General features: G+C 67.4%; 13 protein-coding genes. 7 read left to right on the top strand and 6 right to left on the bottom strand.

Going from position 1 to position 15,033, the window contains the following annotated elements; translation table 11 throughout:
• Positions 1-25 precede the first annotated feature (25 nt).
• The gene (locus C560_RS0108700; RefSeq protein ID WP_026537908.1) at positions 26-535 is read left to right on the top strand and encodes a hypothetical protein; all 510 of its coding nucleotides are present in this window, start codon (positions 26-28) and stop codon (positions 533-535) included.
• Between the two features lie 25 nt (positions 536-560).
• Here the strand turns inward: C560_RS0108700 and C560_RS0108695 are convergent, their stop codons facing one another.
• A complete protein-coding gene (locus tag C560_RS0108695) occupies positions 561-2,126 on the bottom strand; it encodes an HNH endonuclease (RefSeq protein ID WP_026537907.1) in 1,566 nt (521 codons plus the stop codon).
• Between the two features lie 425 nt (positions 2,127-2,551).
• Between C560_RS0108695 and C560_RS0108690 the strand changes: the two genes are divergently transcribed.
• Together C560_RS0108690 and C560_RS0108685 are read left to right on the top strand one after the other, a co-directional pair.
• Complete coding sequence (locus tag C560_RS0108690; protein ID WP_231494299.1) at positions 2,552-4,273, top strand: serine hydrolase; 1,722 nt, start codon at positions 2,552-2,554, stop codon at positions 4,271-4,273.
• 71 nt (positions 4,274-4,344) lie between these two features.
• A complete protein-coding gene (locus C560_RS0108685) occupies positions 4,345-4,854 on the top strand; it encodes a hypothetical protein (protein WP_026537905.1) in 510 nt (169 codons plus the stop codon).
• On the opposite strand, the gene C560_RS0108680 is transcribed toward C560_RS0108685, so the two are convergent.
• Positions 4,851-6,395 (bottom strand): amidohydrolase, encoded by a 1,545-nt coding sequence (locus C560_RS0108680; protein ID WP_026537904.1) that lies wholly within the window; start codon positions 6,393-6,395, stop codon positions 4,851-4,853. The genes C560_RS0108685 and C560_RS0108680 overlap by 4 nt on opposite strands.
• 247 nt (positions 6,396-6,642) lie before the next feature.
• Here C560_RS0108680 and C560_RS0108675 point away from each other — a divergent pair, with 247 nt between their 5' ends.
• The 4 genes from C560_RS0108675 (at position 6,643) to C560_RS0108655 (ending at position 10,841) form a co-directional block, all read left to right on the top strand.
• A complete protein-coding gene (locus C560_RS0108675) occupies positions 6,643-6,978 on the top strand; it encodes a hypothetical protein (RefSeq protein WP_155855762.1) in 336 nt (111 codons plus the stop codon).
• Positions 6,975-8,030, top strand: coding sequence for a zinc-dependent alcohol dehydrogenase family protein (locus C560_RS0108670; protein ID WP_018776072.1), 1,056 nt, complete (start codon positions 6,975-6,977; stop codon positions 8,028-8,030). Before C560_RS0108675 ends, C560_RS0108670 begins: the two co-directional genes overlap by 4 nt.
• 155 nt (positions 8,031-8,185) lie before the next feature.
• Positions 8,186-9,970 (top strand): DUF4389 domain-containing protein, encoded by a 1,785-nt coding sequence (locus C560_RS0108660; RefSeq protein WP_026537902.1) that lies wholly within the window; start codon positions 8,186-8,188, stop codon positions 9,968-9,970.
• 91 nt (positions 9,971-10,061) lie between these two features.
• Positions 10,062-10,841, top strand: coding sequence for an SDR family NAD(P)-dependent oxidoreductase (locus tag C560_RS0108655; protein WP_018776074.1), 780 nt, complete (start codon positions 10,062-10,064; stop codon positions 10,839-10,841).
• 6 nt (positions 10,842-10,847) lie between these two features.
• On the opposite strand, the gene C560_RS0108650 is transcribed toward C560_RS0108655, so the two are convergent.
• The 4 genes from C560_RS0108650 to C560_RS0108635 form a co-directional block, all read right to left on the bottom strand.
• Positions 10,848-11,507 (bottom strand): GntR family transcriptional regulator, encoded by a 660-nt coding sequence (locus tag C560_RS0108650; protein WP_026537901.1) that lies wholly within the window; start codon positions 11,505-11,507, stop codon positions 10,848-10,850.
• A gap of 119 nt (positions 11,508-11,626) precedes the next feature.
• Positions 11,627-12,619 carry a transketolase family protein gene (locus C560_RS0108645; RefSeq protein WP_026537900.1) on the bottom strand — a complete coding sequence of 331 codons (993 nt, stop codon included), beginning with the start codon at positions 12,617-12,619 and terminating at the stop codon, positions 11,627-11,629.
• A complete protein-coding gene (locus tag C560_RS0108640) occupies positions 12,616-13,497 on the bottom strand; it encodes a transketolase (RefSeq protein WP_442853149.1) in 882 nt (293 codons plus the stop codon). Before C560_RS0108640 ends, C560_RS0108645 begins: the two co-directional genes overlap by 4 nt.
• 90 nt (positions 13,498-13,587) lie before the next feature.
• A complete protein-coding gene (locus C560_RS0108635; RefSeq protein ID WP_026537898.1) occupies positions 13,588-14,925 on the bottom strand; it encodes an MFS transporter in 1,338 nt (445 codons plus the stop codon).
• Positions 14,926-15,033: the final 108 nt, after the last annotated feature.

Here is a 15,033-nt window from a genome sequence, read left to right as displayed (position 1 = left end):
GAGGAGTTTCTGCGAAAGTAGCGTCATGGACTTCGATGTGCAGACGCTCACCGCCGCTGGCTTTACCGGTTTCCGGTCGTTCGCGGAACTCGAGCTGAATGAGATCCCGCAGGCCCCCGGTATCTACGCGGTGCTGATGCCGGAGGGCCTTACGCCGCGGTTTCTGGCGGGAAGCACGGGAGGTCACTTCAAGGGCAAGGATCCTTCTCTTCCTCAGGCCGCCTTGTCTGCCGAATGGGTTGCCGGGGCTGAGGTCCTCTATATCGGCAAGGCCGGCGCCGGGAGGACGGGTAAGCGCGGCCTTCGAAAAAGGATCCAGGAATTTGCGGACTTCGGACGCGGTGTCCCGGTGGGCCATTGGGGTGGCAGGCTGCTGTGGCAACTCGCAGATTCGCAGGCCTTGATGGTTGCTTGGAAGGAACTGTCTCCGGAACTAGTGAACGCAGCGGAAGCACGTTATCAGGAGGATTTTCGTGCGTTCCACGGCCGGCTGCCGTTCGCCAACCTTGTTCAGGCCCGCATCACAGCGAACTAAGCCAGACCGGCCTCAGGTGGCTGTCTCAGGCCGCTGCCGCGGCGCCAAGCCTGGCGTGCTTGGGCGCCATGGCGACGTACCGGAGTTTGCGCCGGTGGAGCGATGTGGCTGATGGCCGAAGCGGAGTGCCCGGCAGGGGCGGTGATGTGGAGTAGTACCTGTGGCCGGTCGGTGTTGTCAGTTCAAGGGTGTGGCGGGGACCGGGTGCGGGGCGTGCTTTCCAGCCGGGGGTTTCCTTGGTGTGGTTGCAGGCTTCGCAGAGGCCTGCACCGTTGTCCGTGGTGGTCGGGCCGCCGGTGTGCCAGGGAATGATGTGGTCCAGGTGGCGGATCGGGGCGTCGCAGTACGGGGTGCGGCAGGTGTCGTCCCTGGCTTGGATGAATCGGCGGTGCCCGGGTGGGAAGATCCGGGCGCGGGAGTCCATGGCGATGAGCTCGCCGGTGCCGGGGTGGGTATAGAGCCGGCGAAGCCAGAGCCGGAACGCGGGATCGTCGACCTCTCCGGCGGTGCTGCCCGGGTGAGGGGGACCGCCGGTTGACTCGCCGGGTTCCCGGTGACCACTTTGCCCTTGTTCGGGTGAACCGACGCCGAATGTGCTGTCTTGAGCCTTTGTGCCGTTGATGAGGGTGCGGGCCCAGCCGGCGGGGACGGTGCCGTAGCCGGGGAGCAGGGCGGGTTCGGCGTCGGCCTGGAACAGGGTGCGGTCGGTCATGATGACCTGGATTTCGACGCCGCTGATCCCGCCGGGGGTGCCGGTGGTGCGTTCGACCAGGGCATCGGCCATCAGCTGCCCGCGGGTGCGGCTGTCTCCGGCCGCGCGGAGGGTGTCGGCGTGCCCGCTCAGTGCCTTGTAGACGGCGACGCCGGCGGTCACGGGCAGCAGGGCGGAGAGGTGGCACATGGTGTCGGGGGCCGGGCGGAGGCTGACGTGCCGGTCGGTGGCGGCGTGCGCGGCGCGTTCGGTCACGGAGCGGGGGTCACGCCGGTACGCGGCGGCGCGGGCCGCGGCGATCAGGGACCGGTCACCGGCGCCGGCGAGCGTTCCGGTGTCGGGCGCGAGCTCGGCGTCGACGGCGGCCCGGTCCGCGGCGGTCAGGCAGGCGGTTTCGCGCACGAGCAGGGTGGCGCGCCATTCGTTCAGCTGCCCGGTCTGCAGAGCGGCGAGGGTATGCGGCATTTCGGTCACGAGGGCTTTGGCCAGGCCCAGGAGCCGGCCGCCCCTGGCGGGGGATTCGCGCCGGGCCAAGGCAATCTGCGCGCCGATCCCGGCGCCGATCTTCTCGGCCGGGACCCCGAGCCGGGCCTGTTCGCGGCGCTGGAGCAGGTCGAAGGCCACGGCGAGCCGGGCCTGTTCCGCGGACGCGGCGGATTTCTGGTCTTCCAGGTCCCGGATCCGGTCGATGATCCTGGCGCTGGCGCTGGGCGCGGGGACGGCGGGCAGTCGGTCCGCCACGTCGGCGGCGGCCGTGTCCATGGCGCCCGGTCCGGCGCCCAGCCGGCCCGCCGCTGCGGCGGCAAAGGATCGGGCGCGGGCGAGGCCGCCGTCGCCGTGTCCCGCCGGAACCACTTCGGGCTCCTGATTGCCGTCCATGAATCCAGTCTCCTCCGGGGGTACGACACCAACGTGACTCCGAGGCGGGCGGACAGATCGCGGGGATCCGTGGGTGGTCACCGAACCGATGGCGGCATGACAGACTGCGGGACCCCGCCCGCCGGCGGCGGCACGGCTCCCGGCGCGGCCGAGGCCGCCGTCGCCGTGTCCCGCCCGAACCACTTCGGGCCCCTGATTGCCGTCCATGAATCAACTCTCCTCCGGGGGGACGACATTAAAAGGGGCAACCAGAGGAGGCCGCGAGGCTAGCGGGGTTTGGGTTTCGTTGGCGGTTGTGTCCGAAGACCCCCACCCGGCCGCCCCGCCCCTGTCTCAAACACCGGCCCGGGTCCATCATGGGAGAGGGCGTTAGCGCTGAGCCCCATTCGGGATCAGACAGGGCGGAATCGGGCGGAGGATTGTCCATGAACCAGAGGGAATCTATCGCGACGAGGATCGGCTCGCTGCCTTCGGACCGCCGCTCGCTACTTAGAGCGGTCGGCGTCGGGGCCGCGGGTATAGCGGGCATGCCGCTGCTGGCCGCCTGCACGGCCCAAAGTGTCCCCGGCGGTGCCGGAAGTAGTGCCCCTGGCACTTCCGGTACGCCGTCTCCGTCGCTGCTTCCGGCGCCGGAACCGCAGGTCAAGCCGCTCCTGGACCAAGAGAAGGTCAACGTCGCCTTGGCAAAACTGGATGGGATGGTCCAGGGCGTGATGGAAAGTACCGGTGTTCCCGGCGTCGCGGTGGCCGTGGTCTACAAGGACCAAATGGTGTACGCCAAGGGCTTCGGCGTGCGGGAATCGGGCAGGCCCGAGACAGTGGACGCCGATACCGTCTTCCAAGTGGCCTCGGTGTCCAAACCCGTGGCCTCCACGGTGGCGGCCGTGGCCGTGGGCCGCAAGGCCATCTCCTGGACGGAACCGGTGATCAACCACACCCCCGGCTTCGCCCTGAAAGACCCCTATGTCACGCGGAACGCCACGGTGGCCGACCTGCTGTCACATCAAGGCGGCCTCAGCACGGGCGCGGGCGATCTGTTGGAAGACCTCGGATTCGACCAGTCCTATATTCTCAGCCACCTCAACCAGCAGCCGCTGGACTCATTCCGGTCGAGCTACAACTACAGCAACTTCGGCTACACGGCTGGTGCCCAGGCTGTCGCCGATGCCATGAACAAGCCCTGGGCAGACCTCGCCGAAGAAGTCTTGTTCAAGCCCTTGGGCATGACCTCCACGAGCTATCGCCACGCTGACTACCAAAAGGCGACGAACAAGGCTCTGATCCACGTCCCCGCCGGTAACAAGACCTGGGTGGCCAAATACACCCGGGATGCCGACGCCGAAGCACCCGCCGGCGGGGCCAGCTCCTCCGTGCGCGACCTGGCCCGCTGGATCCGCCTGCAGCTCGCCAACGGCAGCTTCGAGGGAAGCGAGGTTATCGACCCGGACGCGCTTGGCGTCACGCATATCCCGCACGCGGTCTCGGGCCCACCGGCGACGCCGGGCGCCCGCACCCGCTTCTACGGCTTGGGCTGGAACGTCTCCTACGACGACCACGCCCGGCTCATGCTCGGGCACTCGGGAGCCTTCAACCTTGGTGCCGCGACCGCCGTCTCCCTGCTCCCCGGCGAGCAGCTGGGCATTGTGGCCCTGACGAACGGCCGGCCGCAGGGCATCCCCGAAGCCATCTGCGCAGCATTCCTGGACACGGCCCAGAACGGCGCCCCGACAGTGGACTGGATCGGATTCACCTCGGGCGTCTTCCAGAAGATCGATGAGGCGGAGAAGCCAAAAGTCGACTATTCCAAGGCGCCGGCCCAGGCCAAACCGGCGCAGGGCAACGATTTCTACGTCGGCAGGTACGCGAACTCCTACTACGGCCCGCTCGCCGTCGCGGTGGAGAACGGCGTGCTGACCCTTGAGCTGGGCCCGGCCGGCAGGACCACCAAGTTCCCGCTCACTCATTTCGACGGCGACACCTTCAGCTTTGAATCCATCGGCGAGAACGCCAACGGTCTTGCCGGGGCAATCTTCGCCCCCGGCGCGGACGCCCCTGGTGCGGACGCCGCAGCCGGAGGCGGCACGGCGTCGAGCGTCAGGCTTGATTTCTACGATCAGACCGGGCTGGGCACCTTCATCCGCGGCTGAGCCCGGACTTCAGTGAGTGAGCTTCTTCCGTAAGCTTCAAGGAACGCCACGAGCCCCGATCCAAGGAACCCATGCCCATCAACACACAGTCGCTCAAACAGGACGGATTCACCGGTTTCCGGCCGCTCCAGGACCTTGACATCAACCGGATCCCGCAGAAGCCCGGGATCTTCGCGGTACTGCGGTCCGAGGGCTTCCGGCCGCAGTTCCTGGCCAAGAGCACCGCCGGCATCTTCAAGAAGAAGAACCCCACCCTGAAGACGGAAGCTCTCGACGCCGAATGGGTGGACGGCGCCGATGTCTTCTTCGTGGGAAAAGCCGGCCCCGGAAGCAAGGGCAACCGCGGACTGCGCCGGCAAATCCAGGAATTCGTCGACTTCGGCGAAGGCAAGCCGCCGGGCCACTGGGACGGCCGGCTCATCTGGCAGCTCGCGGCGCCCGGGTCCCTGATCATCGCGTGGAAAGAGTTGCCCGTTGAGCAACTCAACGCGGCCGAAGCCCGTTACCATGCCGCGTTCGTCGAAGAATACGGCCGCCTGCCGTACGCCAACTTGGTCCAGGCACGCGTTAAAGGTGCCTAGCCGCAGTACGTGAACCGTCCCGCCACCAACGTGGCCGCCACCGGCATCGCCGCAAACTCCGCATCCGACACGGTCAGCGGGTCGCCGTCGAGCACTGCAATATCGGCGGGGTCCCCGACCCGGAGACGGCCGCGGCCGCGGGACGAGGCCGTGAGGGCCTCCTGCCGCGTGAGGGCCTGCTCGGCATGCCATGGCCCGCGGCCATCCAGCCGGGCCCGCGCCGTGGCGGCGGACATGGCAATCCACGGGTCCAGCGGGGCCACCGGAGCGTCCGAGCCCAAGGCGAGAGTGGCCCCGGCGGCCAGCAATGAACGGAGCGGGAAGGACCGGTCCGTGCGCCCCGGCCAGTTCGCCTCGGCGGCGTCCCGGTCATCGAGGGCATGCGCAGGCTGGACGCTCGCGGTCACGCCCAACCGGCCGAAGCGGGCGAAGTCCTCGCGCCGGACAAACTGGGCATGCTCCACCCGTCCGGCGATGCCCGCCGCCTCAAACGCATCCAAGGCGACTTGGTTGGCCGCGTCGCCAATCGCGTGGACCGCCGGCACAAAACCTGCCTGCCGCGCCCGGACCAGCAGGGCGAGCAGCTCCGCCTCTCTCACGGTCAGCAGCCCGTGGCCGCCGTTCGGATACGGGTCAACGCAGTACGCTGTGCGGGTATTGAGCGAGCCGTCGATCAACACCTTCAAGGGGCCCACGCTCAGGAGCCCGCCGGCGCCGGCCACCGACAAACCTGTCCGCAGTCCCTCGGCCACGGCCCGGTCCAGATCCTGCGGATAGACGCCCGCCTCAACCCGCAGGGCCGCGAAGCCGCCGGAGATCCTCCGCAGCCAGGCGTCGGGGTTCCACGTCATCTCGAAGTCCACGATCCCGACCACGCCCCGTGCGGCCGCAGCCTGACCTGCCTGCCGAACCCATGGGTCCACCACCGCATCCGGCAGCTGGCCGAGCTCCCGGGTCAGGTCGAACGCCGGTTCTTCCCGGAGCAGCCCGCCCGCATCCACCGGCACGCCGTACTGCTGGGCCGCTGCGGAGTTGAGCCAGACACTGTGGAGGTCGTGGCTGATCAGCGCCGTCGGCCGGCCGCGCGTCACGCCGTCCAGGAGGTCCAGGCTGGGCAGGTCCGGCCAGATGGCATCGCGGAATCCGACGCCCACCAGGGTCTGGACGGGACCCGGAGCGCCGGCGCAGTTTCCGGCCCCGGCGCTCGTGTCCCCGGCCATATGGGCCCCGACGATATGGGCCCCGACGACGGCGGCCGCCTCGCGCGCCGAACCGGCGCCGGAGAGGTCAAGCCGGTTGGAGGCCAGCGCCCACTGCGTCATGTGGACATGCTCATCCCACAGCCCGGGAATGACGTAGCGGCCGTCCAGTTCCACCACCCGGGTTGCAGCGGGGAGCGCACCCGAGTCCCGGCGCGAAGGGATGATCGCCGACACCACCCCGGCGCGAAGATGAACGTCGAGGCATATTTCCTCGCCGGGGTGCCGCACGGAGGCCAGCACGAGATCCGGGGCGCGGGAGGGATCGAGCGGATCAGACATAGAACAAGGCTAGGCGTGCCACGCGGCAGGACCCAAAAGGCGCACACGGGACTTTCGCCCCTTACCCCCGCTACGAGCGCCCCCCAAGCTGAGTGTGTGTGGGGAGGTTGCTGCACGGCCAGTTGGGGGCCGTGTTGAGCGAAGAACCCTTCACGCAATACGGCACGGGTCTCACCGCGAATTGGGGAAGGAAATGGCGTTTTGCACTTTCCGGCTTCAGCAGGAAAAGGCAGGAGACCACGGCCACATGAGTATCCATCACCATTCGGGGGACCCTAAACTCAAGGTGCTCATCCGCCTGAACGCCGACGCCGAAACAGCTCGGATCGAGGTGCACGGTGTGGTGACCGTAGCCAACGTGCGGGCACTGTATGTCGTTTGCCGCCGCGTCACGACCAAGCTTCCCGGGTTCGAACTCGTGCTCGACCTCGCCCATGCCCGGGTGTCGGCCGCCGCGATCGAGGAACTCCGTGAGCGTGTCCGCGCCTCGTTGCTGTATTCGGGGATCGATGGCACGGAAACTCCGTGCCGTTTGCGCCTCGTGGACCCGCTGGTCATCCTCAAAACCAAGGAGCACGTATGAAAGCCCTCGTCTATGGCGGTCCCGGGGAGAAATCGTGGACCGAGGTCCCCGATCCCACAATCCAGAATCCCAGCGATGTGATCGTCAAAGTGGACACCACCACCATCTGCGGGACCGATCTGCACATCCTCAAAGGCGACGTTCCCGCGGTGGCCAAGGGCCGCATCCTGGGCCACGAGGGGGTCGGCACCATCACGGAGATCGGCGCGTCCGTGACCAGCCTCAAAGTCGGGGACCGCGTCATCATTTCGTGCATCAAGTCCTGCGGGCACTGCGCTAACTGCAAGACAGGTCTGTACTCGCACTGCCTGGGGGAGGAGGGAACCTCTGGCATCGGCTGGGTTTTCGGACATCTGATCGACGGCACGCAGGCCGAGTTCGTCCGCGTCCCCTACGCCGAGAACTCCCTGCACCTCCTGCCTGAGGGGGTCAGCGACCAACAGGCCGTCATGCTCTCCGACATCCTCCCCACCGGCTTTGAGATCGGCGTGCAGTACGGCCGGGTCAAGCCCGGCGACACGGTCGCCGTCATCGGCGCAGGCCCCGTGGGACTTGCCGCGATCTCCACGGCCGGCCTCTACGGCGCCGCGACGATCATCGCCGTCGACCTCGACGCGAACCGGCTTGAGAAATCCCGCGAATTCGGCGCCACCGATGTGGTCCTCTCTTCCGATGCCGACTGGAAGGAGCAGCTCATGCTGCTGACCGACGGGCAGGGCGTCGACGTGGCGATCGAGGCCGTCGGCGTCCCGGCGACCTTCACGATGTGCACCGACATCGTGCGTCCCGGTGGCACCGTTGCCAACGTGGGCGTGCACGGCAAAGCCGTGGAACTGCACGTCGAAGACCTCTGGATCCGGAACATCAACATCAGCATGGGCCTGGTCAACACCAACACCACCCCCATGCTGCTCAAGCTCGTGGCACAGCAAAAAATCCCCGCGGACAGTTTCGCCACCCACCACTTCACCTTTGACGAGTTCATGGAGGCGTACGACACTTTCGCCCGCGCCGCGGAGACGAAGGCCCTCAAAGTCGTCATCACGGCATGACCGCGTTCGTTGTTCTCCACGCCGGCGGTGCCGGCATCATCGCCGAAGCCAAGCCGTTCGTGATCTCGCTCGGGCCGTAGCGGCCCGGGCCGCCATCTTCCGGAAGCCACGCCCGGCCGGGCGTGGCAAACGGACCATCTGAAAGGACGGCGGCCATGAAAGCAGGCCGGATTGTCATGCTGGTGATCGGCTCGCTGTGCGCGCTGGTCGGCTTGGGATTGTTGGCGGGCGCCGGCTTTGCGGGCTGGGTCAACTACCAGCAACGCGACGGCAGGTACTTCATCACGCCGTCGGCGCCGTTTTCAGGCAATTCCTACGCGCTAACGACCCCCCGGCTGGATCTCATGACCGGCGGCGGCGTGGACGACGGCGTTCCAGTGGACTTTGCGGGCAGCGTGCTGCTCCGCGGTTCCTCCACCGATCCCGGCAAGGAAATCTTCATCGGAATTGCCCCGCGGGCCGACGTCGCGACGTACCTGGCCGGTGTCCGGCGCACCGAAATCGTCGACGTCAGGTTCAACCCCTTCCACGCGCAGTACCGCGAAGTGGCCGGTTCCCAAATCCCGTCCAATCCGGCGCAGCAGACCTTCTGGGCCGCGTCTGCCACGGGCCCGGGGGAACAGGAACTGACCTGGGACCTCCGCTCCGGCGCCTGGGCAGTCGTGGTCATGAATGCCGACGCGACCTCTCCGGTGAGCGTGAATCTGCAGGCCGGGGCGCGCACCGATCTGCTCCTGCCGGTGTTCATTGGTCTGCTGGTCGGCGGCCTTGTGATGCTGCTGATCGGGGTGCCCCTGATCGTGCTGGGCGCCGTTGGACTCGGCCGTGGCGGCCCGGGCAAAGGCGGGACGGGCAGCGGTGTCCCTCCCGGCTACCTGCCGGCCCAGCCGGGCCAGCCCGGTCAGCCGTATCCCGCGGGTCCCTACCCGCCCAGGGCCACCCCGGGCCAACAGAACAGTGCTGCCCCGCCGGGTGCCGTAGCGGCCTACGCTGCCCCGCCGGGGACTCCGTATCCGGTGACGCCGGGTGCGACGACCCCATACGTCTACCCCGCCCGCCTCCACGGCTACCTCGACCCGAACCTGTCACGGTGGATGTGGCTCGTGAAGTGGCTCCTGGCCATCCCGCACTACTTCGTCCTGTTCATCCTCTGGTTCGCCTTCGGAGTGGTCACGATCGTGGCGTGGTTCGCGATCCTGTTCACGGGGCGCTACCCTCGCTCGCTGTTCAATTTCAACGTCGGCGTGATCCGCTGGAACTGGCGCGTGGCCTTCTACGCCTTCAGCGCGATCGGCACGGACGTCTATCCCCCCTTCACGCTGGCCCGCACCGATTACCCGGCGGACTTCGACGTTGACTATCCCGAACGGCTGTCCCGCGGCCTGGTGCTGGTGAAATCGTGGCTGCTGGCCATTCCGCAGCTGCTGATTATCAGCCTGCTGACGGGGACCGCGAGGACGTGGGAGTACCGGAACGGCGAGTGGGTGCAGCATGGGGTGGGCATCTCCCTCCTGGGGCTGCTGGTCCTCATTGCCGGCGTGATCCTGTTATTCACGGGCCAATACCGGCAGGGGCTCTTCGACCTCCTGCTCGGCCTGAACCGCTGGATCCACCGCGTCATGGCCTACGTCGCCCTCATGCGCGACGAATATCCGCCGTTCCACCTCGATATGGGTCCGGTCGATCCGGGCGAGCTGCCGGTGCCTACATACGCCGGACCCGGACCCGGCCCCGCGGTCGGACCAGGACCTGGACCCGGCCCCGGACCCGCGGTCCCCGGGGTCGGACCCGGACCCGCAGGACCGGGACCCGCAGGACCCGGACCCGCAGGACCGGGACCCGCAGGACCGGGACCCGCGGCCGGGCCTGCCGGACCCGCCGGACCCGGATCCGCCGGGCCTGGACCAGCCGCCGGACCCGGAGGGCCGCCCAGAAGCTAATGCCGTGCTGCTCCCGGTCCTCTTGCCACCGGCCCGCCGCAAGAACATAGTTGAGGGAATTCACGTACTCCGCGGCACAAGGCAGGCGACCATGGTGAACATCGGGATTCCTGAAAGCGGCTTGCTTCACGGCAAGACCGCCCTGATCTACGGCGGCGGCGGAGCGGTCGGCGGGGCGGTGGCAAGGGCTTTCGCGGCCGACGGCGCCACGGTGCACATTGCCGGGAGGACGGAATCACGGCTCGAAAAGGTTGCCAATGACATTCGCGAGGCAGGCGGCACAGCCGAAACCGCCGTCGTCGACGCCCTGGATGAAGAGCAGGTGGATGCCTTCGTAAGCCGGGTGGCGAAGAAGACCAAGAGGATCGACATCTCCTTCAACGTGATCTCGTTCGGCGACGTCCAGCAGCCACTCATGGAAATTGATGTGGATGACTTCACCCAGCCCATCACCCTGGCCGCGCGGACGCACTTCCTGACCACCCGCGCGGCCGCCGCCTACATGGTCAAGCAGCGCTCCGGCGTCGTGCTCATGTTCGGGGGCTCGGGCCCGCAGACGATCCCCGGCCTGGGAGGTTTCAAGGTGGCGCTCGACGCCATGGAGGGGCTGCGCCGGCAGTGGGCCCTGGAACTGGGAAAACACGGCATCAGGGTGGTCACCATGGTCACCGGCGGCATTATCGAAACCATCCCGTGGCAGGCCGAGGGCCGCGAGGAGATCGTGGTGGAGATTGCCAGGGCCGCGCACCTGAACCGCACGGCCACGCTGGCGGATGTCGGTAACGTGGCATCCTTCATCGTCTCGGACAAGGCGGCGGCCATCACGGACGCGACCGTCAACATCTCCGCCGGCGCGATCGTGGACTACTGACGCCGGTTAGGCCACCAGGTTGGCTGCGGCGACGTCCATGTGCTCGAGGACCGTCGTGCGCGCCAGTGTCGCGTTGCCGGTCTCGATCGCGGCGACGATGTCGTGGTGCCGGTCCACGCTCATGTTCTTGACGGCCCTCTCGATCCCGGCAAACATGATGGACATCCGAATGGAGCCCTCAAGCGACTCCCAGGAGTGCAGCAGGGTCTCGTTTCCGGTGAGCCGGCACAGTGTCCGGTGGAACTCCAGATCGGATTCAATCCGTTCCTCCAGGCTGGCCTCGGCGGCCGCGGCCATGGCTTCGACGGCCGAGCGCAGGGACGTAATCACGGATGCCCGGTCCGGCAACTCACACAGCGTCCGGACCGCCAGCGATTCGAGCGCGGCCCGGACGGCGAAGATGTCCCGGATTTCCTTGCCGTCCAGGTGCCGCACGGACAGCCTGCCACGCGGTCCGGCCGACAGCAGTCCTTCCTGCTCCAGCTGACGCAGGGCCTCGCGCAGTGTCCCGCGGCTGATCTGGAGCATGTCGGAGAGTTCGGTCTCCACCAGATGCCGCCCCGGCTCCAGCTCGCCGCTCGTGATGGCCGTGCGCAGGGCGGATAGCGCCTGCTCGCGGAGGCTCTTCTTTTCCAGTCCGAGAAGCGGGGCTGTTGCTCCTGCCATCGTTAGTCCTCACGCTCAGTGGTCAACTGCCTGTCAGTGGTCAACTGTCTACAGTTGGTGTGTTAACAGTTGATGGTACGGCACGGGCGGGGCCGGTGACGGCCGGCCCCGCAACATCCTCAGCCCAGTTCGGCGAGCACCTTGGCGACGATCCTCTGCACCGAGAGGCCGTAGCGTTCGTGCAGGGTGGGCAGTGCGCCGGCGTCCAGGAATTCGTCCGGCAGTGCCACCGGCACCACCCGTTTGCCCAGTCCCGCGGTGACCACGGCCGAGGCCACGGTCTCGAACAACCCGCCCACCACACTGTGGTTCTCCAACGTGACCGCGAGGCGGTCGGTGTCCAGCTCGGCGAGGACCGTCGCGGTGTCGAACGGCTTGATGGTGGGGGCGTGGACGACCGCGACATCCACGTGGTGCGCTGCCAGCGCCTCGGCCGCCTGGAGGGCCCGCATGGTCATGAGCCCGCTGGAGATGAAGACGACGTCACGGCCTCCACGCAGGACTTTCGCCTTGCCTAGCTCGAAGGTGTAGTCGTACTCGTCCAGCACGGTGGGGACGTTGCCGCGCAGCAGACGCAGGTATGTGGGCCCCTCGCTGGCCGCCAGCTGCGGGACCGCCTGCTCGATGTCCAGCGAGTCGCAGGGATCCACGATGGTCAGGTTGGGCATCCCGCGGAAGATCGCCATGTCCTCGGTCGCCTGGTGGCTTGGACCGTACCCGGTGGTCAGCCCCGGGAGCCCGCCGACGATATTGACATTGAGGTTCGGCTCGGCGGCATCCAGGCACAGGAAATCGTAGGCGCGCCGGGCAGCGAACACCGAGTACGTCGAGGCGAACGGGACCAGGCCGGTCTCAGCCAGGCCGGCCGCGGCGCCGAAGAGCAGCTGTTCGGCCATGCCCATTTGGAAGAAGCGTTCCGGGAAGGCCTGGGCGAAAATGTGCATGTCCGTGTACTTGCCCAGGTCCGCGGTCAGTCCCACGATCTTGTCGTTCTCCTGCGCGGCCTTGACCAGGGCGTGCCCGAACGGTGCGGACGCGGTCTTCTGGCCCGGGTCCGCGAAGGAGGCGATCATGGCAGAGGTCTTCAGTTTCGGTGTTGTTGCGGTACTCATCGTGCGGCCTTTCCTTCGAAACCTGCGGTCAGCTGCTCGCGGCAGAGCTGCCATTCGTGTTCTTCGATGCGCATGAAGTGGGCTTTTTCGCGGTTCTCGAGCAGCGGCACGCCGCGGCCCACCTTCGTGTCGCACAGGATCACGGAGGGACGTCCGACGGCGGCCGCCTGGGCGGCCGCGTTGTCGAACGCGGCCAGCAGCGCGCCGACGTCGTTCCCGTTCACGCGCTGGGCGTACCAGCCAAACGCCTGCCACTTTTCGGTGACGGGCTCGGTGCGCAGCACGGTGTCGGTCTTGCCGTCGGCCTGCAGGGCGTTGATGTCCACCATGGCGGTGAGGTTGCCGAGCCGGTGGTGGTGGGCGCCCATCGCGGCCTCCCACGTGGAGCCCTCGTCGAGTTCGCCGTCGGAGAGGAAGTTGTAGACCCGGGAACCCGAACCCTGGTAGCGCAGGCCCAGGGCGGCGCCGACGGCGATGGAGAGGCCATGGCCGAGGGAGCCGCCGGAAATCTCCATGCCGGGGGTGTAGGTGGACATCCCGGACATCGGCAGCCGGGAGTCGTCCGAGCCGTAGGTCGCCAGTTCCTTGACGGGGATGATTCCGGCCTCGGCGAGGGCGGCGTAGTGGCCGATCGCGTAGTGGCCGGTGGAGAGCAGGAACCGGTCGCGGTCCTCCCACCCGGGATCGTCGGCGCGAAACCGGAGCTGGTCCGCGTAGACCGCGGCGAGCATGTCGGCCGCGCCGAGGGCCTGGCCCACGTAGCCTTGGCCCTGGACTTCGCCCATGTTCAGGGCATGGTGGCGGATCCGGTAGGCGGCCCCTTCGACCCGCGCCAGGCGTTCTGCCTCGACGCCGGAGGCTTTGCCTCGGGTTGTTATTTCCTGTGTTGAAACCACAATTCTGCCTTTCAAATATGACGCGACGAGCTGCTGCGGGATGCCTTCGACGGCTTCCGGGGCGGCGCGTTTCTACGCGCTCACGTGGGTGGGGGTGCTTTTGGTGGCCTCGGCAGCGAGTGCACGTTCGCGCTTGCCCCAGGTTTCACGGGTGGCGACGGCGGCCCACAGGCCGATGGCGGCGTAGGTGCCGAAGAGCAGTGCCGGTCCCATCCAGCCGAAGCTGACGAAGAGCAATGTGGTGATGAACGGGGTGAACCCGGAGACCATGGCCGAGATCTGGTAGGCCAGCGAGGCGCCGGATGCACGGGTCTTGGCCTGGAAGAGCTCCGGGAACCAAGCGCCCTGGGCTCCGGCGAGCGAGTTCTGGCACACGGCGTAGGAGATCACCAGGGTGGCGATGATGAAGATGAACAGTCCTGTGTTGACCAGCAGGAACATCGGCACCGCGAAGGCCACGGCGAAGGCGCAGGACCAGATGTAGAGCGGGCGCCGGCCGATCCTGTCCGTCAGCCGCGCCCAGGCCTGGGTGGCGAAGATGCCGATTGCGGAGGCGATGCACAAGGCCACGAGCGTCTGGGACTTGTCGGCCAGGTGCTGGCTGTTCAGGTAGGAAATCATGTACGTGATGGAGACGGCGTAGCCGGCGGTCTCGGCGATGCGCAGGCCGATGCCCTTGACGATGTTGCGCCAGTCGGTCTTCAGGACCTCCGTGATGGGCGACTTGACGATGTCGCCGCTGTCCTTGACCTCGTCGAAGACGGGGGACTCGGGGACCTTGGAACGGATGATCAGTCCGACGACGACCAGCACGATGCTGGCGAGGAACGGAACGCGCCAGGCGAGTTCGCCGCCGAGCTGGACGCTGAAGAGGAACACGAGGTTGGCCAGCAGCAGCCCGACCGGGAAGCCGGCCTGGACCATGCCGGTGTACTTTCCCTTCGATTTCCAGGGTGCATGTTCGTAGCTCATGAGGATGGCGCCGCCCCACTCCGCGCCGAAGGCCAGGCCCTGGACGATGCGGACGAACACCAGCAGAGCCGGAGCCAACAGACCCACCTGGGTGTAGGTGGGGAGCAGGCCGATGACGAAAGTGGCGACGCCCATGAGGATGAGGGAGGCCACCAGGACCGGCTTGCGGCCGACTTTGTCCCCGAGGTGCCCGCCAATGATGCCGCCGATCGGGCGGGCCGCGAATCCGACACCCAGGGTGGCGAAGGCAGCCAGGGTTCCGGTCACGGGGTCGCCGGTGGGGAAGAAGGCCGTACCGAAGTACAGGGCAGCCGCCGTGCCGAAGCCGATGAAGTCATAGGTTTCAATGACGGCGCCGACGCTGGAGCCGATCGCGACCCGTTTCGCTTCCCTGGTGCCGTGCACCGGGCCCCGCATGGTCAGAGCTTCGTTGCTCATGTCAATCCCTTTCGAAGAGAGCTGCCGACGCTTCCGCACCGACACTGTCGACTGTTAACAGATGATACGCCAGTGTGACCCGCGCCATAAGGCAATGTCAACAGTCAA

Source organism: Arthrobacter sp. 9MFCol3.1 (assembly GCF_000620385.1).
In the GTDB taxonomy this organism is placed as follows: domain Bacteria; phylum Actinomycetota; class Actinomycetes; order Actinomycetales; family Micrococcaceae; genus Arthrobacter.
Note: the sequence above shows the minus strand (reverse complement) of the source record. Positions and strands in the feature narration are given on the sequence as shown.